Annotated in this window: 18 protein-coding genes; 9 read left to right on the top strand and 9 right to left on the bottom strand. The window is 54.0% G+C overall.

The window, feature by feature from the left end; all coding sequences use genetic code 11:
* The first annotated feature begins 113 nt into the window (after window positions 1-113).
* Window positions 114-1241 (top strand): glycoside hydrolase family 88/105 protein, encoded by a 1128-nt coding sequence (locus BCV73_RS08400; protein WP_256992779.1) that lies wholly within the window; start codon window positions 114-116, stop codon window positions 1239-1241.
* 155 nt (window positions 1242-1396) lie between these two features.
* Here the strand turns inward: BCV73_RS08400 and BCV73_RS08395 are convergent, their stop codons facing one another.
* From BCV73_RS08395 to BCV73_RS08370, 6 genes are all read right to left on the bottom strand, one after another.
* On the bottom strand, window positions 1397-3328 hold the full coding sequence (locus BCV73_RS08395; protein WP_089546736.1) for an FtsX-like permease family protein: 1932 nt from the start codon (window positions 3326-3328) through the stop codon (window positions 1397-1399).
* The gene (locus tag BCV73_RS08390; RefSeq protein ID WP_374954648.1) at window positions 3303-4076 is read right to left on the bottom strand and encodes an ABC transporter ATP-binding protein; all 774 of its coding nucleotides are present in this window, start codon (window positions 4074-4076) and stop codon (window positions 3303-3305) included. Before BCV73_RS08390 ends, BCV73_RS08395 begins: the two co-directional genes overlap by 26 nt.
* 183 nt (window positions 4077-4259) lie before the next feature.
* On the bottom strand, window positions 4260-5267 hold the full coding sequence (locus tag BCV73_RS08385) for a sensor histidine kinase (RefSeq protein ID WP_089546734.1): 1008 nt from the start codon (window positions 5265-5267) through the stop codon (window positions 4260-4262).
* A complete protein-coding gene (locus tag BCV73_RS08380) occupies window positions 5264-5968 on the bottom strand; it encodes a response regulator transcription factor (protein ID WP_089546733.1) in 705 nt (234 codons plus the stop codon). The genes BCV73_RS08385 and BCV73_RS08380 overlap by 4 nt, the downstream gene beginning before the upstream one ends.
* 9 nt (window positions 5969-5977) lie before the next feature.
* On the bottom strand, window positions 5978-7834 hold the full coding sequence (locus tag BCV73_RS08375) for an ABC transporter ATP-binding protein (protein WP_089546732.1): 1857 nt from the start codon (window positions 7832-7834) through the stop codon (window positions 5978-5980).
* Between the two features lie 103 nt (window positions 7835-7937).
* On the bottom strand, window positions 7938-8846 hold the full coding sequence (locus BCV73_RS08370; protein ID WP_089550157.1) for a LysR family transcriptional regulator: 909 nt from the start codon (window positions 8844-8846) through the stop codon (window positions 7938-7940).
* 142 nt (window positions 8847-8988) lie between these two features.
* Here BCV73_RS08370 and BCV73_RS08365 point away from each other — a divergent pair, with 142 nt between their 5' ends.
* Entirely contained in the window at window positions 8989-9888 is a 900-nt protein-coding gene (locus BCV73_RS08365) for a DMT family transporter (protein ID WP_089546731.1), read from the top strand.
* 136 nt (window positions 9889-10024) lie between these two features.
* Here the strand turns inward: BCV73_RS08365 and BCV73_RS08360 are convergent, their stop codons facing one another.
* From BCV73_RS08360 to BCV73_RS08350, 3 genes are all read right to left on the bottom strand, one after another.
* Complete coding sequence (locus tag BCV73_RS08360; RefSeq protein WP_089546730.1) at window positions 10025-10441, bottom strand: hypothetical protein; 417 nt, start codon at window positions 10439-10441, stop codon at window positions 10025-10027.
* Between the two features lie 136 nt (window positions 10442-10577).
* Window positions 10578-12020, bottom strand: a complete 1443-nt coding sequence (nagZ, locus tag BCV73_RS08355) for a beta-N-acetylhexosaminidase (protein WP_256992778.1) — start codon at window positions 12018-12020, stop codon at window positions 10578-10580.
* Window positions 12021-12062: 42 nt separating this feature from the next.
* Window positions 12063-12869, bottom strand: coding sequence for a sulfite exporter TauE/SafE family protein (locus BCV73_RS08350; protein WP_076167444.1), 807 nt, complete (start codon window positions 12867-12869; stop codon window positions 12063-12065).
* 514 nt (window positions 12870-13383) lie between these two features.
* Between BCV73_RS08350 and BCV73_RS08345 the strand changes: the two genes are divergently transcribed.
* From BCV73_RS08345 to BCV73_RS08315, 7 genes are all read left to right on the top strand, one after another.
* The gene (locus BCV73_RS08345; protein WP_089546729.1) at window positions 13384-14220 is read left to right on the top strand and encodes a sulfurtransferase; all 837 of its coding nucleotides are present in this window, start codon (window positions 13384-13386) and stop codon (window positions 14218-14220) included.
* 207 nt (window positions 14221-14427) lie between these two features.
* A complete protein-coding gene (locus BCV73_RS08340; RefSeq protein WP_089546728.1) occupies window positions 14428-14850 on the top strand; it encodes a VOC family protein in 423 nt (140 codons plus the stop codon).
* 50 nt (window positions 14851-14900) lie between these two features.
* On the top strand, window positions 14901-15626 hold the full coding sequence (locus BCV73_RS08335) for an RNA polymerase sigma factor (protein WP_143811837.1): 726 nt from the start codon (window positions 14901-14903) through the stop codon (window positions 15624-15626).
* Window positions 15627-15637: 11 nt separating this feature from the next.
* On the top strand, window positions 15638-16138 hold the full coding sequence (locus tag BCV73_RS08330; RefSeq protein WP_089546726.1) for a DinB family protein: 501 nt from the start codon (window positions 15638-15640) through the stop codon (window positions 16136-16138).
* Between the two features lie 167 nt (window positions 16139-16305).
* On the top strand, window positions 16306-16506 hold the full coding sequence (locus tag BCV73_RS08325; protein WP_234489624.1) for a hypothetical protein: 201 nt from the start codon (window positions 16306-16308) through the stop codon (window positions 16504-16506).
* Between the two features lie 118 nt (window positions 16507-16624).
* A complete protein-coding gene (locus BCV73_RS08320) occupies window positions 16625-17356 on the top strand; it encodes an MORN repeat-containing protein (protein ID WP_089546725.1) in 732 nt (243 codons plus the stop codon).
* A gap of 68 nt (window positions 17357-17424) precedes the next feature.
* Window positions 17425-17964: a hypothetical protein gene (locus tag BCV73_RS08315; RefSeq protein ID WP_089546724.1), complete on the top strand. Its 540-nt coding sequence runs from the start codon at window positions 17425-17427 to the stop codon at window positions 17962-17964.
* The last annotated feature ends 26 nt before the right edge of the window (window positions 17965-17990 follow it).

Below are 17990 nucleotides of genomic sequence, written 5' to 3'. Positions count from 1 at the left end.
ATACGCTCCTTCCGAATTGGCGCAAGATATAAGAAGAATTTGCGTATTCGAGCAAAAACCGTACATTTTCCTGTGCTAATCTAGGCATAAGCACAAAGAGGAGGAATGAGACCGTGAACACGTCAGAACTTCAATCCAAGCAGCAGCTGCAGGAGAAAAGAACGCCCATTCAATGGGCCGAACAAGCCTGCGAAGCATTAATGGCCAAATTCGAACCCGAACAGCTTCCGCCGGACCGTTTCCATTATCACCAGGGGGTCTTTCTGTCGGGCATGGAGAAATGCTGGAGGCAAACCGGTAAAGATCAATATTTTGACTACATTAAACGTTGGGTGGACAGTCAGATTCTCGCCGACGGCAGCATCAAAAAGTACAACCCCGATGAGCTCGATGACATCCAGCCTGGTGTGCTTCTTTTCAACCTGTTTGAACAAACGGGAGACGAACGTTACAAACAAGCGCTGCACACGCTTGCACCATTGCTGAAGTCATGGAGAACCAACCCGTCGGGCGGATTCTGGCACAAGGGGCACTGCCCGAATCAAATGTGGCTGGACGGCCTATACATGGCCGGACCGATCGCCGTTCAGTTCGGCAGGACGTTCGGCGACAGCGAATACTTTGACATGATGGCTTATCAGGCAATTCTGATGTCGAAGCATACCAAGGACCCGGGCACCGGACTCATGTACCACGGATGGGATGAAACCAAAGAAGCGTCCTGGGCCGATCCGGAAACGGGGCTCGCTCCGGAGTTCTGGGGGCGCGCCATTGGCTGGTATCCCGTCGCCCTGCTGGAAATGTTCGAATACCTGCCAGAGGATCATCAAGACAAAGCTGCGCTAACCGTCATCCTGCAGGATCTGCTCGCGGCTTTGCCGAAATACCAGGATCCCGCGTCAGGCTTATGGTACCAGGTTGTCGACAAGGGCGACCGCCCGGACAACTGGCTGGAAAGTTCCTGTACCGCCCTGTACGTACACGCCATTGCCAAAGCGGTGCGGTTCGGTTATTTGGACGAAAGTTATCTAGCGTACGCCTGGAAAGGATACCAGGGCGTCATCGACACGCTGAAATTTGACGAGAACGGACGTGTGATCATCGGCCAAATATGCATCGGCACAGGCATTGGGGACTACGCCCACTACATTGCCCGTCCTACGAGTGAGAACGACCTCCACGGCGCCGGCGCTTTTATTCTGATGTGCACGGAAATGAACTTGGCGAAGAAAGCAGGCTGAGGGCTGAACCGGAGCAAGCCGATCCCGCGCCCAAATCGTTTGAGTCCGTTTCCTAGGTACGGTCCTCAGCTCAGCTATGATTTTCCGAACTTCGAGTTTATGAAAAAAACCGTCTCCACACCGGATGTACCGGAACGGAGACGGTTTTCTTCATTTTACACCATCACACGCTTGAGCTTGTGAACGTAACGCGAGCGTACGATCAGGAAGTATACCATCTGGACGATAACAAAAGCGATCGAAGCGAGCAGAACGGACGAATTCACTTCCCCGACCCCGAAGTCCTTACGGACGGCATTCAGCACGACGAGCGTCTGTATAACCGACACCATGATCGGAACGAAGAACAGCGCGGCGATCTGCAGCGTTGCGGCGCGACTCATTTCCTGGATTTTCAGGCCGATTTTGGACATCGACTGGTACATCCGCTGATCCTGTGTCAGCTCATGGTGCAGCTTGAAATACAGGAAGCTAGCGGAGGAAATGGACAGAACCGCCGTAATGAAAATTCCGGCAAAGCTCATCATCGCGAAGGACTGCCTCAACGAGTAGTAATCCCCGCCCCGGGCGCTGATGATGTTTTCGGATTGGCCGCTCAATTCCCTGTCGATCCCCTCCTGCTTCAGCTTCATGCCAATGCTGATTTCCGGATCTCCTTCCGCAGGAACGGTACCTGTCGACCATTCGGGAATCTTATACACGACGCTGCCCTGGATCCGGTTAGATTTCGGCTCAGAGGACAGAAGCTTCTTGTGCACCTGATATTCATCATCCGAAATAACCAGCATATCCGATACGGTAGGCGACACGTTCACGTCAGGCTTAATCGTATCGGTGATGTCCAGCTCGGCTTTCGTATCCCGCAGCGTAATCTTCCTGAGGTCGTACCAATCCGGACGCTTCCTTGATACCTCCGTGGCAGGGATGACATGCACCGCCTGATGGTAATCCAGCTTGCCAACCTTCGGTGCACCGGCGGCTTCCGCAAGTTGATTGTACATGGACCGCGGCATAACCGAGACTGAAGAGGTTCTATCCTCCACCACGCTAAAATATTGCTCCGTACGAATCGTCTGATAGGTAATGCCTTGACGGCTCAGCGATTGGTCGATCAGGGCCAAGTCCCCCTTCACGCTTGTGTCGTCATACACCGAAAGCCGGATGGCATACGGATTCGCCCTGTAATTATCTTTATTCGTCTCGTTGATGGACATCACGAACGCGACGCTCATGCAGGAAATAGCTGTGACGACCGTCACCATGAACAGCACTCTCGCATTATCTTTCATTTTATAGGCCATTTCCGAAATCCAGATCAGGTTCGTCCCCTTCCACACCCACCTGCGGCTGCGCTTCAAGAGACGCATGACAAGCACGGTAATTTGCGTGAAAAAGAAATACGTCCCCGCAATCCCGGTAACAGCGGCGAGAACGAGATTCACCCGAAGTGACATATAGCCTGCGGCCAGAAGGGCGATCCCGAATAAGGAAATCAGGATGGACGCCTTCGGTTCGGTTTTCGGCCGATTCGACCCCTGCAGCAGATTCAGGACGTGATTGCGGCGGATCAGGATCAGCGTAAACGCCGAAATCGCGATGAACAGCAGGGCGAACGCGGCCACCGTCAGCAGCACCGCTTTGACTGGAAGGTACAGCCCCAGCTTCTCCATGCCCACTACCTTTGCGCTCAGCAGCAGAAACAGCTTGGACAGAATGAGGCCGCTGCCGATCCCGGTCACGATGGACGATGCGCCGATGATCATATTTTCGATGAAGACCAGGCGGCTGATCTGGCCCTGCTCCGCTCCCAGAATCGTCAGGATGCCGAATTCCTTGTTTCTTGCCTTCAGAAAAGCCCCGATCGAGTAGAGCACAAACAGAAATGAAAAAATGTAAATGATGTACTCCATAATCAGCATGACCAGCATCGTCGTGTGTCCAAGCTCAGTCTTGTTGATGTCCGGATGGAAAATAAACAAGGCATACGTAAAAAACACCATCACCATAAAGCTGCTGCTGAGGTAGTAAGCGAAATAAGCCCTGGCGTTGCGCTTGACGTTGTTAAACGCGAATTGAGGAAAGCTCATGTGCGTTACCTCCCAGGAAAGACAGCATCTCGATGATCTTTTGGAAAAAGGCCTGCCGGCTCTCTCCCCGGTGAATCTCTCCCGACAGCTCGCCGTCCTTGATGAAAACCACCCGGTGGCAGTAGCTTGCGGCCTGGGGGTCATGCGTTACCAGCATCATCGTCACGCGGTCGGCGACGTTCAGCTTCTCCATCGTCTCCATCACGTTGCGGGAGGATGCGGAATCCAGCGCCCCGGTTGGCTCATCGGCGAGCAGCAGGGACGGCGAAGGGATGATCGCCCGCGCGATGGCCGCACGCTGCCGCTGTCCGCCGGAAATCTCATAGGTGCGTTTGTTTAAAATATCGGTAATGCCCAGCTTGTCTGCAATCCGCGTTAGCCGCGCTTCAATATCCGGCAGCTTCACCCGGTCCAGCGTCAGCGGAAGCACGATATTTTCGGCTACGGTAAGGGTATCCAGCAGGTTGAAGTCCTGAAAAACAAAGCCGAGCTGGCGCCGGCGGAATCCCGCTAGTTCCTTCTTTTTCAGCTTGTGGGGATTCTGCCCGTTGATCAGCACCTCCCCGGAGCTTGGCGCATCGATCGTGGAGACCATGTTCAGCAGCGTCGTTTTGCCGCTTCCCGAGGGCCCCATAATGCCGACAAATTCGCCTTGCTTGATCGTCAGCTGAATATTCGTTAAGGCGCGGGTGGTTACTTTGCCCGGATAGACTTTGCTCAAGCCGGTTACTTTCAATATATCCGTCACAGGAATGCTCCTTTCTTGTCTGTCTTCTGTGATACCTCTACTGTAAAGCATAACCCGCAGCCGAAACTATGGATTCGTCTTACGCCAATCTTAAACCTTCGTAAGGATATGTTCGGGGTCCCTCACCGCAAAAAAAGGACGCCATGACATTTCATCAAAGCGCCCTCTCTCCCTCTGCGATTGTTAGACAGATGGCCGCAACGGCCGCGCATCAAAAACGAACCTTACCGTCGTCCCCTGTTCGGGAGCTGAATTGATTTCTACGCGGTGACCGAGCCGGCTGCACACCTCGCGGACCAGGTACAGACCCATTCCCGTCGATTCGTGGTAGTTCCGGCCCGTACTTCCCGTGTAATAAGGTTCAAATACCCGCCCTAAATCCTCGGGCCGGATGCCCACGCCTTGATCCGTGATTTCCAGCACCGTTTCGGCTTCGCGGCGGCTGGCTGCAAACACTACTCGCTCACCGCGGCCGGACGAATACGTGACAGCATTCGTGATCACTTGACCCAGCATGAAATGAAGCCACTTGGCGTCCGAGTAGACGGCCAGCTCCTCATCGATCCGGATGTCCGGTACAAGACGATTGCGGATGAACCAGCGTCGGTTGTCGGCCACAGCCTCCTGGACGGCAGATCGGAGCGGAATGGCATCGACCCGAAAGTCATGCTCAAACCGGTCCAGCCGGGATGTATACAGTGCCATCTCCAATCCCTTGCGCAGCTTGTCCAGCTCCTCCTGAATGCTGCCCTCCACCTCGTCGTCCAAATCCATATCCTCCAGCGTCAGCTGGATGACCGAGATCGGCGTCTTCATTTGGTGCACCCACCGGTTGATAAAAGCGGTGTGAAGCGCAAGCCGCTGCCTCGTATCATAGAGCTCATTCTGATACAGCTGAAATTGATTCTCCAGCAGCTCATGCAGCGCATCGGCCAGCGGGGTCTCCCCGATTTCGTTTTGGGACTGGTCCAGCGTCCCGGCCGGCTCCGACAACCGCTGGTATAAGCGGCGGTGGCTCAAATACCTGTAGGTTAAATAAACGAATAATAGAACCGTTATCAGGACGGCGCTGTACAGGGAGATGGAGACGGAATGCGTATCCGACCCCAGCCAAAACAGCGTTCCGACCAGGATGATCTGCACGAGGTATACGATCAGAAGCGGGATGTGCTCTTTCAAAAACAGCCTCACGGCGTCTCCTCTCCCATGGTACGGAGCACATAGCCGGCTCCACGTACCGTTTCGATCCGCTCCTCCATGTCCAGCTCCTTCAGCTTCTTGCGCAGCCGGGTCATATAGACGTTCAGCGTGTTGTCATCGACAAAGTGATGATCTTCCCACAGCAGATCCAGCAGGCGGTTGCGGCTGACGACTCGGCCGGCCCGGTTCATCAGCGCTTCAATCAGCATCGATTCCTTCTGTGTCAGCTCTACACTGGCGCCGGCTGATGACAGAATAAACCGTTCCGGATACAGCGTCAGTCCGCCCGGCTCCTCTACTTTGCGCTCCTCCTGCCTGCCGGAATAAGAGCCGTAGGCACGGCGAAGGCTGCTGCGGATTTTGGCCATCACCACTTCATAAGCAAAAGGCTTCGTTATATAATCGTCCGCCCCGTTCTCCAGCGCCATCACTTGGTCCATTTCACTGTCGCGCGCCGAAATGAACAGCACCGGGCATGTGGACACATGCCGGATCTGCCGGCACCAATAAAAGCCGTCAAACTTCGGAAGATTGACGTCCAGCAGAACGAGATGCGGCTGGAAAGATTCAAACCGTTCCATCACCCTATCGAAATCCTCCAGCACCGCCGCCTCATACCCGTATTTCTCCACATGCGCCTTCAGCATGGAGGAGATTTTGGCGTCATCTTCGATAATAAATATACGAAACAAAACAATACCTCATTTCCTTTCCGCCGACGGCGGAAGATTCAGGGCGGGCTCGGATGCCGGCGCAGGCAGTTCCCCTGCCTGCGCGTCTTCACCGATGCGCAGCTGCTGCATGGCAAACTCGCGGTACATGGCATGCGATTCGAACAGCTCCTGGTGCGTCCCGCTTCCTGTAATGCGGCCCTTCTCGATGAACAGAATCTGATCCGCATCGACGACGGTCGACAGCCGGTGGGCGATAACCAGCGTCGTCCGGCCCTTCATCAAGTTGTCGAGCGCCTTTTGGACGAACACCTCCGACTTGCTGTCGAGACTCGAAGTCGCCTCGTCCATCATCAAAATTTGCGGGTTCCGCAGCAGCGCCCGGGCGATCGAAATCCGCTGGCGCTGGCCGCCGGACAGCTTCACTCCGCGTTCGCCGACTTCCGTGTCATATCCTTCCGGCAGCTCATGAATAAAAATATCGGCATACGCCATATGCGCCGCCCGTTCCACTTCCTCGTCCGTCACTTTCCGGTCCAGCCCGTAACAAATATTGTCGCGGATCGTGCCGGAAATGATCGGGCTCTCCTGTGGTACATATCCGATCCGGCTGCGCCAAGAATGCAGCGAGAAGGATTCGATATCTTCCCCGCCGATACGGATGGTGCCTCCGGTCGGCTTGTAGAAGCGCTCGATCAGGGAGAAGAGCGTCGTTTTCCCGCCCCCGCTCGGTCCGACCACGGCCGTCACCTTGCCGGGCTCCAGCGTGAAGTTAAGTCCGTGCAGCACGCCCTCGCCCTCACCGCTGTAGGCAAACGTCAAATTTTCCGCTTCGATGGCCTGAGCCGCATCGGTCAGTGTGCGGCCCTGCAGCACGTCCTCCTGCTCGTCCTCCAAAATGGAGACGATGCGTTCGGTTGCCCCCACGGATTTTTGCAGCTGCGTGAAAAAAGCCGTAATCTGGTTCACTGGCATGACAATCTGGAACAGGTACAGAATGAATGCCACGAGCTCCCCGGCGGTCAGCGCCCCGCTGGATACGCGCATGCCGCCGTATCCGATAATGACGACCAGCAGCCCCATCATAACCAGCGAAATGACCGGTCCGATGAACGCCTGCACTTTGCCCTCGCGGATGCCGAGCGACAGCAGGCTTTCAATGGAACTCCGCCCGACCCGCTCTTCGCGGTCTTCGGCGTTCGAGGCTTTAACCAGCCGGATCTCGGACAGCACCTGGTTCAGCACTGCTGTGAACGAGGCGGTTTCATCCTGCATTTTCCGTGAAATGTTCAGCATGGTCCGGCCGAGCGGCACCAGCACCGCCGAAGCCACCGGGATGGCGGCGAGCATGATCAGCGTCATCTGCCAGTCCATCAGCAGCAGGATGATGATCGAACCGATCATAGAGATGATGCCGTTAAAAAAACCGGTCACATGCTCGGATACGAGCGATTTCAGCACCGCGGTATCATTGGTCATCCGGCTCACGGTATCTCCGGTCCGGTTATTGTCATAGTAGGGGATGGTGAGCGTCAGCAGCTTCTTCCACAGCCTGTCGCGGAGCTTGGCCACCACCTCCTGCCCCAGCCGGTTCAGCAGGTAGATCGAGACGCCGCCGGCAATCGCCTGCAGGACGAACGTCACGACCAGCAGCACGATCTGCTCCAGACGGATCGACTCCACAGAGAAGCTGTCCACCAGATTTTTCGTAAAATACGGGACGATCAGGCTGACCAGCGTGGAAATGACGCTCAGCACCGAAGCCACGGCGAGCAGCCTTATCGACGGCCTCGTCTGCATGACGAGGCGGATGAACGCCTTCCAGTCTCCTTTGGGGGCGGCTGCTTCTTTCGAAGCCCCGCCGATTGCAGATTGATGATCCGTCATCGTAACACCGCTTCCTTTACATGATAGGGTCCAGCTCCATTTTCTATAGTTATACCGCCCGGATCGTTCTTGTCAAATTCAGGCGCGTCCACCCGTGTATACGTTACTCCCCCTTTGCGGGTTTCGCTCCTCCCGCGCGCGCTTCATCAGCGAGCCAGCTTCGGGCGCAATCGATCATCTTCCGCGTGGCCGGAGAGACGTTCCTCGTAGCGTTCAGGGCGATCCCCAGCGACCGGCAGCTTCCGTCCTCGAGCTCCAGCGCCACCACCTCGTTCCGCCTGCCACGCAGGATCATTTCCGGTAAAATGCTGATGCCCAGTCCGTTCTCCACCATGGCCACGATCGCATAATCGTCGGCTGCCCGGAACTTGACCGGCGGTTTGACCCTGCCTTTGCGCAGTACCCGCCGAACATCGTAATCGCTTCCTTCCTTCGGCATAATGAAGGGCTCGTTGGCAATGTCGACGTACCGTATGCAGGGCTCTTTTTCCAGGTGATGGCCCGGGGGAAGGATGCACAGCATCCGGTCCAGCTTTAACGGGATGACCTCAAACGAATCAAGGGTGGGCATCGACACAAACCCGAAGTCAATTTCGCCGCTGAGCAGCCATTCCTCGATCTCATGGTAGTCCCCTTCATACAAGTTCACTTCGATCCGGGGATGGCTGGCCAGGAAATCGCGGATAATCCCCGGGAGCCACTGCACCGAAATGCTGGTAAAGGTTCCGATCCGGATCGTGCCGGTTTCCAGCCCGTTAATGGCCGCCACTTCCTGCTTCAGCCGCTCCTGCACCTGGAGCATCTCTCGTACGAATGCAAGCACGCGTTCCCCGTTATCGGTCAGACGGACGCCGGAACGGTTTCGCGTAAGGATCGAGAAGCCAAACTCCGTTTCCAGACTGTGAACGGCATGGCTGACGCCGGACTGGGTCAAACCCAGCGCCTCGGAAGCTCTTGTCAGGCTGCCAAGCTCTACCACTTTATGAAACACTTCATACTTAAACAGGCTCACCTTCGCCACCCTTTTTTCATTAATTTCATTCATACTTCGCATTCAAAACATTCAATTTTCTTATTTAAAAATACCACGTATACTGGATCAGGCGAAAGCTGTTGTTCAAGTTTGATCGTGTAAAGGCAGGGTACCCCATTCCATGAAACCTTTTAAAGCAAATGTCGTGATTATGATCGTCACCCTTTTTTGGGGCTCTTCCTATCTGTTTATGAAAATGGGGCTGGATTCGGTTCAGCCCTTCAATCTGATCGCCCTCCGGTTCGGGCTGGCGTTCATCGCCGCTGGCGGCCTCTTCGCAGGCCGGCTTCGCCGCAATACAGACGCCTCTGTATTGAAACATGCCGCGCTTTTAGGCTTCATCCTGTTCGGCGTGTTTGCCTCCATTATGCTTGGGCTTCAAGGAACGTCCACATCCAATGCGGGCTTTTTGATGAGCCTGACGGTCATCTTCGTGCCGGTTCTCACGGCCGTATTCGGCAAAAGCATGCCAAGCAAGCGGCTCGTCCTGGGCGTCGTGCTGGCGATGACCGGGATCGGTCTGCTCACGCTGCGGCCCCAGTCCGGCATCGGCTTCGGAGACCTGTGGTGCATCGTTGGGGCCTTGCTGTTCGCCGTCCACATGATGCTGACGGGCCGTGCAGCTAAAACATCGCCGGATCCGCTCTGCATCGGCATTTGGCAGCTCGGCTTTGCCGGCGCTTTCGGGCTCGTCTTCACGGTGCTGTGGGAGACCCCGCGCCTGCCCGGCAGCATCTCCGGCTGGGTGGCGGTGCTGGCGCTCAGCCTCGTGTGCAGCGCGCTTGGCTTTATCCTGCAGACCATGGCCCAGCAATATACGACCGCAACCCAAACAGGCCTCATCTTTGCCTTGGAGCCGGTCGTGGCCGCCGTCATCGGCCTGCTGTTCATGAACGAAACGCTGTCCGCCCAAGGATATGCAGGCGCCGGTCTCGTTCTGCTCGGCGTAGCCCTGTCCGAGCTTAACGTCAGCAGACTGCTGGGCCGGAAGAAGCAGCCGCCGCGCGAGGCTGCCGGATGATATGTTCGTACATACTTTAGCAAAGGTGATTTTTCTTGTATTATAAAAAAGGCGCCCCTCTCATCAGAGGCGGCGCCTTTTATTCATTTACATTTGAACCCGGTCCCAAACCACACTGGCAGCTTATACCTCAGTTTTACGTACGCATCAGCGCAAGTGTAGGCGTTCCGCTCGAAACGTCAACGAAGAGCACGTAGTTGTTACCGTCCGTGCCCTTGAGCACAAAGCCGGGCTGACTAGCCATGACTCCCGCATAGAGATGGACCTGCTGCAGGGTGGGACTACCCATCGGCACGGTCGGTTGGGCTTGCGCGACCACTCGGAATGCCGCGCTTACCGTACTGCCGGCACCGATATTAACGGATACCGTCTGGCTGCCGTTGACCTGCTGAGACCCGGCAATGGTTTGGTTGCCGTTGATCTGGGAGGACCCGGTTATCGTCTGGTTCCCCACCACGTTGAAATTTTGCATGATCGTCTCATTGCCGTTGACTTGAAGGTCCTGGCCTATGGTAGCGTTCCCTGTCACCTGGATGCTATCAAATGTTGGCATATCTCTCATTCCTTTCCTTGAAGATAGAATAGTATATGCCAAGCTTGTCATCCAGCCCCGTGCTATTGTCTTAACAATTCTTCGACCCGTGATAGCGGATCATCCATCATCTCTTACTAGCATCCCGTGATTGACTCTATTTCAAACCGTATTTGCCCAACAAACTGCGGGCATCCTTGTTGATCCGGTCCACATCCGGCCCTTTTGCCGGTTCGTCGGTAATTCCATAAGCAGCCTTCAGCTTAAGAACGGCGTATACCCGGTCATTGAGCACCTCTTCGGAGATCGTCCCGTTTTTTACCGCGTCCGTCAGTGCCTGGATGGCCTCCTTCTCCTTGGCGTAATCATGCCCGATCAGAATGATGTTTCCGCCCGCAAGGATGGCCCCGACCGATGCCTTGCCGATGCTGTAATTTTTATCGATCGCCCCCATCGTCATGTCGTCCGAAATGACGACGCCTTTGAACCCAAGCTCATTGCGGAGCAGATCTGTAATAACGGCTTTGGAGAAGGACGCCGGGTGGTCTGGATCCAGCTTCGGCATCAGCAGATGCGCGATCATGACGACATCCGCCTGGTCTTTCACCGCCGCCTGGAACGGCACGAGCTCGAGCTTCCGCAATCTCGCCAGGTCATGGTTCACGACAGGCAGACCGATGTGGGAGTCCACGGATGTATCGCCATGCCCCGGGAAATGCTTCACGACCGGCACCACATGCTCCTCACGGATTCCCTCCATCGTAGCTTTGCCGAGCCGGGCAACCCGTTCGGCGTCATTGCCGAAGGAACGGTCCCCGATCACGGGATTGTCCGGATTGCTGTTGACGTCCAGCACCGGTGCAAAATCCATGTTCAGCCCAAATCCGGCCAGCTCCCGGCCGAGGATCTGCCCGATGCCATGGGATAACTCCGTGCTGTTCTTCCTTCCGATGGCGAGGTTTGTCGGCATGTCGACGAATTCATCCGGCATCCGGGACACCCGTCCCCCTTCCTCGTCTACGCTCATCCACAGCGGCACGGGATTGTCCCGGTTGTCTTTTTTGAGGCCGTTGAACAGGCTCAGTGCCTGCTTCGTGCTGTCAATATTATTTTTGTAGAAAATAAATCCGCCGACATAATACTTCTGCACGAGCTCGCGGGTTTCTGCACTTGTGGCGGTTCCGTCCATACCCACGAGTACGAGCTGGCCGATCTTCTCTTCGGTCGTCAGCTGGTTCAGCTGCTTAAGGACAGGATCGTCCGCTGTTGTATTTGTGCCACCCGGATGCGATCCGTCTGGACCCGTATCCTGGCCGCTGCCTCCGTCTCCATTTGACGTGCCTTCTGGAGGATTGGACGTATCTCCGCCTTGATTTGCAGAAGAATTCGGCTCACCGTTCCCTCCGGCGTTACCCTCTTGCCCCGTTGCGTCATGTTGACCATTTGCACCCGTTTGTCCAGATGCGTTATTTCCTCCGTGATTTAAGGAACAGCCGGTTGCGAGCATGATTGACATCACGCATGCCAAGCTGATTCGAAGCAGTCTATGCAAAGCCTTCACATCCTTCTTATTCTCGGTATGCTCTTCCTGTTTGTTCATCTTTGACCTCGGGCACAGAAATATACATGCTTAGGATTCACCTTATATGCCTGCTGTAATAATGCCCCACCAAATTTTTACGGCGGTGGCTGCGATCAGGACGGCAAGGGCGATTCTTAACGATTTGACGTTGAGGTGGCGGCTGACCATCGTTCCCACCGGTGCGCCAAGGATGCTCCCGAGCACGGTAAACAAGGTGGGCCACAGCGGGATATGCCCGCCGGCTATTTTCCCGGATACGCCGCCGATGGCCGAGATAAACACAATTGCCAGCGAGGAAGCCACCGTCACCCGAACCGGAATCCGCAGCATGGTCAGCATGATCGGAATCAGAATAAAGGAACCTCCGGCACCGACAATCCCGGAGACAACGCCCACCATCAAGGCGGAAACCGCGGAGATCCAAGGGTTATACTGCACCGATGCCAGCTGCACTTCCTCCTGGGTGCCACGGCCGGGGATCATCATCAAGACGGCTGCAATTACGGCCAGCACCCCGTAAATAATATTGATGCTTGCGCTGGGCAGATAAGCCGAGCCCAGGCTGCCTGCCAAGCTGCCGATCAGAATACTCGCCCCCATATTCATGATCAGCCCTTTGTGCATCAGCGGCTTTTCTTTTTTGCTCTGTCTGAGAAAAGCCAGCATGCCTGCCAGGGAAGAGAAAAATACCTGGATCATGCTGATCGAGGAAACCTGCCGCGGGCTGAACGTCTCCACGCCAAAGAGTCCCGGCACATAGAGCAGCAGCGGGTAATTGATAATGGCTCCGCCGATGCCCAGCAGACCTGAAAAAAAGGAACCTGCCAGTCCGATGAAAAACATAACGATATGTCCTGCTAAATCCATCTACTACACACCTCTGGATGACTGAATAGTTCGCAGCAAAAAACTCAAAATTAACACTATACGAATGGAACATTAGCGTTTATAATAAACCCAAGTAAATCAATGGGAATAGGATGGTGAATAAGCTTGTTTGCGAAATTAAAGAGCTTGTTTGTAGACCGCTGCCCTTCGTGCTCTGAGCCTTTGCTTTCGAGCAAAGATCACCTGCGCGTCATCAAGAGCTGTCCGAATGACCATTATACGGAAGAGATTTACACCCATCTCCATGTGAGAATCGTTTACCATAAATGAGGATTGCCTACATTTCAGGCTCTAATAATGACGGCTGGATATCTCCCCTTGTGGGGCGACCCGGCCGTTTTTTTATTTTGCGGCGGCTTGTCCGCAGCGCGTTTATCATAACACACTTGACCTTGCCGAAGAAACCGATTGGAGAGACAACCCCCCGCCCCGCTGGTATAATAGAACAATATTCCATTCAAGATATTATCATTGAATTAAGGCGGTGTTTTTATTGAGCGTACTAGTGAATAAAGCTTGGGTGCTTGCCCGGATGTACGAGCCCGACGTGACGATCGTCGACTGCCGGTTCATGTTGGGACAGCCTGATGCCGGAAGGATTTCCTATGAGGAGAGCCATATCCCGGGAGCGGTATTCCTTGACCTGGAAAAGGATTTGTCTTCCTCTGTCAGTGAGCATGGCGGGCGGCATCCCCTGCCCGATACCGGCCAGCTTGCCGCAAAGCTGGGGAAAGTCGGCATCAACCGGGAAACCCGTGTCATCGCTTATGACGATCAAGGCGGACTGTACGCTTCACGTCTGTGGTGGCTGATGAGCTACATGGGTCATGAGACGGTGTTCGTCATGAACGAGGGCTTCAGCGCATGGAAGGATGCAGGTTACCCCGTCAGCAAGGACCAGCCGGTTCGGGTCCCTACCACCTTCACGGCTGATGTGCATCCTGAAATGCTCGTAAACCTGGAAGACGTCCGCCAGGCAATGAAGGATCCATCGATCGTCATCCTGGATTCGCGTGAATCCTCCCGCTACCTGGGTCTGAACGAGACGATCGACCATACCGCTGGCCATATTCCCGGCGCCAAGAACAAATTTTGGAAGGGCGTCCTGCAGGACAATGGGGAATGGAAATCCCTCGATGAGCTCAAAGAGTACTATAAGGACGTGCCGAAGGACCATGAAATTATCGTCTACTGCGGTTCAGGCGTGTCGGCCTGCCCGAATGTCCTTGCCTTGACCGAGCTTGGATACCCGGATGTTCGGCTGTACGCCGGCAGCTGGAGCGACTGGATTTCGTACAGCGAAAATCCGATTGCGACAGGGGAAGAGTAATCTCCGGGAGACGCATCTAGCGCTGAATTGTGGGCTGTGACAAGTTGCTGGCGAGCGACCTGTTGCAGCCCTCTTTGGCGTTCTCCGGCAGCAGGCGTGATCCATGGGCCGGGATAAAATTTAAAAAGACTTTTTGCTACCCCGTATCTTATTATGGATATTTATCGTTAATAGATTGAAAATCAGCTTAAAGGAGAGTGCTCATCTATGGAAAAAATCATCGCTTATGTATCCGCTATTTTTATTCCGGTGACCGACATTACACGTTCAGAGGAATGGTACGTTCGAATGTTCGATCTGGAGACGATTGAAAAGACAGATGATCGGGTCGGGCTCGCCTTCCCTAACGGCCAAACCTTGGTTTTATTATGGAAAGTGGTGAACCCGCAGCCTGTCCAATTTGATACCGGTAAAGATATGATGCCTTACTTCAATTTCACATCGTACGATATTAACCATTCGTATAGCCAGCTTAAGGCGAAAGGAGCGGAATTAAGCGAAATCCACGAAGAGGATGGGTACAGGTTTTTCAAAGCATTCGATCTGGACGGAAATCCCGTGGATATTGTGGAAGAAACGGGGCAAACGCCGTATTTTACTCACAAGAATAACATAAGGAAGCAGAAATAGTGACGCAGGGAGATCACTTAACAGACGCAGGATATGAGACATTTGCTAAGATGACACTTCCGCTGCAAAACGATCTGAAACGATACTGTCTGGCTAAGGCCGGTTCGGCGTGGGATGCGGACGATTTGCTCCAAGAGTCGCTTATTAAAGCTTATCGTTGGCATACTCGGTTCCCGAATAGAGAAATAACGAAGCCATTTTTGTTTCGAATTACTGCCAACGCTTGGGTGGATATATGCCGCAGCCGCAAATGGGAGCCGCAGGTCGGACCACTCGAAGAGCACTTAATCGGTTCCTATGATGAATGGAGTAAGTGGGATGTCCGTGAGGCGCTCGAACTGCTGTCCGATCGGCTCGAACCCAAACAGGTCGTTCTGATTTTGCTGATCGACGTATTTCACTTTACCGCGAAGGAAACGGGAAGGCTGTTCGGACAATCCGAGGGTTCGGTGAAGGCGGCTCTAAGGCGGGCGAGGACAAGGCTGAAAAAGACCGTTGAAAGTCATCCCGAATATTGGGATGATTCCGTACTCGTAGCCCCGCGTGGCGGACTCAGTATCGAGGTGTTCGAAGCGCTGGTCGAAAGTTTTCGCCGTGCAGACCCCTATGCGATATTCCGCTCGTACCAGACTTTGATTGAAGATGGCGCGGTGGTGGACCGGATCGAGCTGCGCGGCAATACGCTCTATTTTACGATCATCGATCCCGACGGCAACGTATTGACGATCACTGAGAAATTGAAATGGCAAGATGATAAGTATCATTCGAAATCCTAGAGGTGATTGCGTTGATCGAAATGCTGCAGCAACAATACGATTGGATCCGATCCGTTAGACAAAACATGTTTGCGTTCTTGGAAGAGCTGCCTCCTCAAATCTTGCATCAACCCGTTCCCGAATTTGGGCGAGGAACGATCATTCGAACCCATCTTCACGTCGTTGACTGCTATCGGTGGTGGTTGGGATCTTTCGCGTTTATGAAGAGAAACGAGCATAGGGATATTTCCATAGAAGAAATTGAATGCGCCGATGTGAAGTACGTCCGTGAACGATTTACGGAAGCGGATGAACTCGTGCAGCGGTTCATAAGTGAATATCGCGATCGCTGGAATGAACCGATCAAGCAGGACGAGAGCTGGCGGGGTTACCCGAAGGCTCCTACTCCTTTGCTGCTGTTAACTCATACGGAGACTCACGAATTTCATCACAAAGGCCAGATCGTATCCATGACAAGACAACTGGGCTGCCCGCCTCCAGCCGATGACCGCTTAGGCGGACTTTTCATCTGAATCGGAATGCCTTTTACGAAGCTGCGACCGTTTTTCGGTATTTGCCGGAGAACGGTCGTTTAGTTTCTCGCGATCCAGATCATCAACCATTTCAGGCGGTTGGAACTGTTTTGTATACACCATTCCTTGCTGAAATTTGGTAAAATGACAGGAAGAGGTGAAATGCAATGAAAAGCAGAAGATTTATGCAGCCCCTGACTTCCCCGATTCACTTCCATACCGCGATGATTGAGCAAACGCCTGTTGCCGTTTTTTTGGGTCAGGAGATGATCGGCAGCGGGAAGATCGTTCAAATCACCGATTACATCGTGAAAATCGGTAACGAATTTTATGTGCGCGATGCCTGCACGTTTAAATATGCGGTCTAATCCATGCGAAGAACATTAAGGGCTAACAACTAATAAAACGTTCTCACGTAACGTTGTCCAAGCATTGCCAATAAACCGTGAGCAATCATAGAATAGCTTGTTGAAAGGATGTATTGAGTTGATCAAACTTAAAAATCTTTCCGTATCTCTTGTCCTGAGCGCTGCACTGTCAGCTGCGGCGATCTGGCCTATCTCTCCTTCGGTACAAGCAGCGCCGGCCAAAGAATGGCTGCAAATTTCGGACACAACCACCTATTACGGTGAAGTCAGCGGTGGCAAGCCTAACGGCAGGGGAACGATGAAATGGGGCGACAGCAAACAATATTCCGGGAAGTTCGTGAACGGCCAGCGCGAAGGCAAAGGGAAGTACATCAACGAGTACGCCGCCGGCGGCGAAAGCCACAAAGTCGTATATAACGGGGAGTGGAAGCTGGACCGGATGAACGGCACCGGCACGCTGACCCACAAAGTCATCCAGGAAGATGGTGCGGTCCGCTCGAATGAAATCCAAACGGGTGCTTTCGGCGGCGGCGTGCAGACGAGCGGATATGATGTCATTCATGCCCTGGCCGATCCCGACTTCTACTTCGCGTACAAATCGCCGCAGGAACAGCTCGTCATCATGGGAAGCGCTGACCATCTCAAAGCGTCGTTGAAAAGCGGCAGCCTGTTCAGCGCGGAATACCGCAGCGGCACGATCCACAAGACCTACTCGATCTTCCCTGCGGATACGGCGGCAGAACAGCGTATAAACGAGGCTAACCTCAAATATTTGCAAAGTATTCAGCCAAAGCTGAACCCTCATCTGGAGCAATTCGAGCGGTTGGCCGGGCAGGTTCCCCTGAAATAAGGATGATCAAATAAACGTCATTACGGTTCAATTTGCATGACCAGGCATGGATCGATAAGGAGAGGTATATGAAATATATTAAAGATTGTCCCGAACCCGGTATGGGCACCTGGTATTTCGAGATTGACCAGCAGGGTGTTGCTTACCGCCAGCTCGTCATCGAGGATGACGGCAAGTGCATCGCTTCGAACCGGAAAGACGGAGACTATCATTTTATGTTGGCAGAGCAGCCGATCGATACATCTGAAGCTGGCTTGATCTTGATCACCCAGGAAGAATTCGAGGAGGTTTGGTCCGCTTCCCTTAAGTCCACGGGCGAGCTGTGGCAGCGCCAGAAGTCGCTGCACCCCGTTGGACAAAGGGTCGAGGGCGCCATCGAAGCCTTTGTCCCGCAGGGAACGCTCATTACGCTTGCGAACACAGAAGCAGTAGGATTAGCTGACACCGGGGAGCTGGAGTTGTCCGGAAAGCCGGAATGGATGTACCCGCGGCACGTCGTTCAAGCCGTTGTGAAGGGATATGACGAAGTTAACCAGTGGATTGTGCTTGGTCAAGCAGCCGTACTGGAACGGAGAACCGATCGAAATCCAGAAAAATCATCAAACTAAAAGGAGAGCCCGCGGCTCTCCTTTTC

This window comes from Paenibacillus sp. SSG-1 (genome assembly GCF_002224835.1).
In the GTDB taxonomy this organism is placed as follows: Bacteria; Bacillota; Bacilli; order Paenibacillales; family Paenibacillaceae; genus Paenibacillus_AQ; species Paenibacillus_AQ favisporus.
The sequence above is the reverse complement of the archived record's forward strand: the minus strand, read 5'-3'. Positions and strand labels throughout refer to the sequence as shown.

Excerpts from the sequence above, each read along its gene's own strand:
- BCV73_RS08365 (WP_089546731.1), top strand. The coding sequence starts at position 8,989 with ATGAAACCTTTTAAAGCAAATGTCGTGATTATGATCGTCACCCTTTTT.
- BCV73_RS08340 (WP_089546728.1), top strand. The coding sequence starts at position 14,428 with ATGGAAAAAATCATCGCTTATGTATCCGCTATTTTTATTCCGGTGACC.
- BCV73_RS08325 (WP_234489624.1), top strand. The coding sequence starts at position 16,306 with ATGAAAAGCAGAAGATTTATGCAGCCCCTGACTTCCCCGATTCACTTC.
- BCV73_RS08335 (WP_143811837.1), top strand. The coding sequence starts at position 14,901 with ATGACACTTCCGCTGCAAAACGATCTGAAACGATACTGTCTGGCTAAG.
- BCV73_RS08375 (WP_089546732.1), bottom strand. The coding sequence starts at position 7,834 with ATGACGGATCATCAATCTGCAATCGGCGGGGCTTCGAAAGAAGCAGCC.
- nagZ (WP_256992778.1), bottom strand. The coding sequence starts at position 12,020 with ATGAACAAACAGGAAGAGCATACCGAGAATAAGAAGGATGTGAAGGCT.
- BCV73_RS08360 (WP_089546730.1), bottom strand. The coding sequence starts at position 10,441 with ATGCCAACATTTGATAGCATCCAGGTGACAGGGAACGCTACCATAGGC.
- BCV73_RS08350 (WP_076167444.1), bottom strand. The coding sequence starts at position 12,869 with ATGGATTTAGCAGGACATATCGTTATGTTTTTCATCGGACTGGCAGGT.
- BCV73_RS08315 (WP_089546724.1), top strand. The coding sequence starts at position 17,425 with ATGAAATATATTAAAGATTGTCCCGAACCCGGTATGGGCACCTGGTAT.
- BCV73_RS08395 (WP_089546736.1), bottom strand. The coding sequence starts at position 3,328 with ATGAGCTTTCCTCAATTCGCGTTTAACAACGTCAAGCGCAACGCCAGG.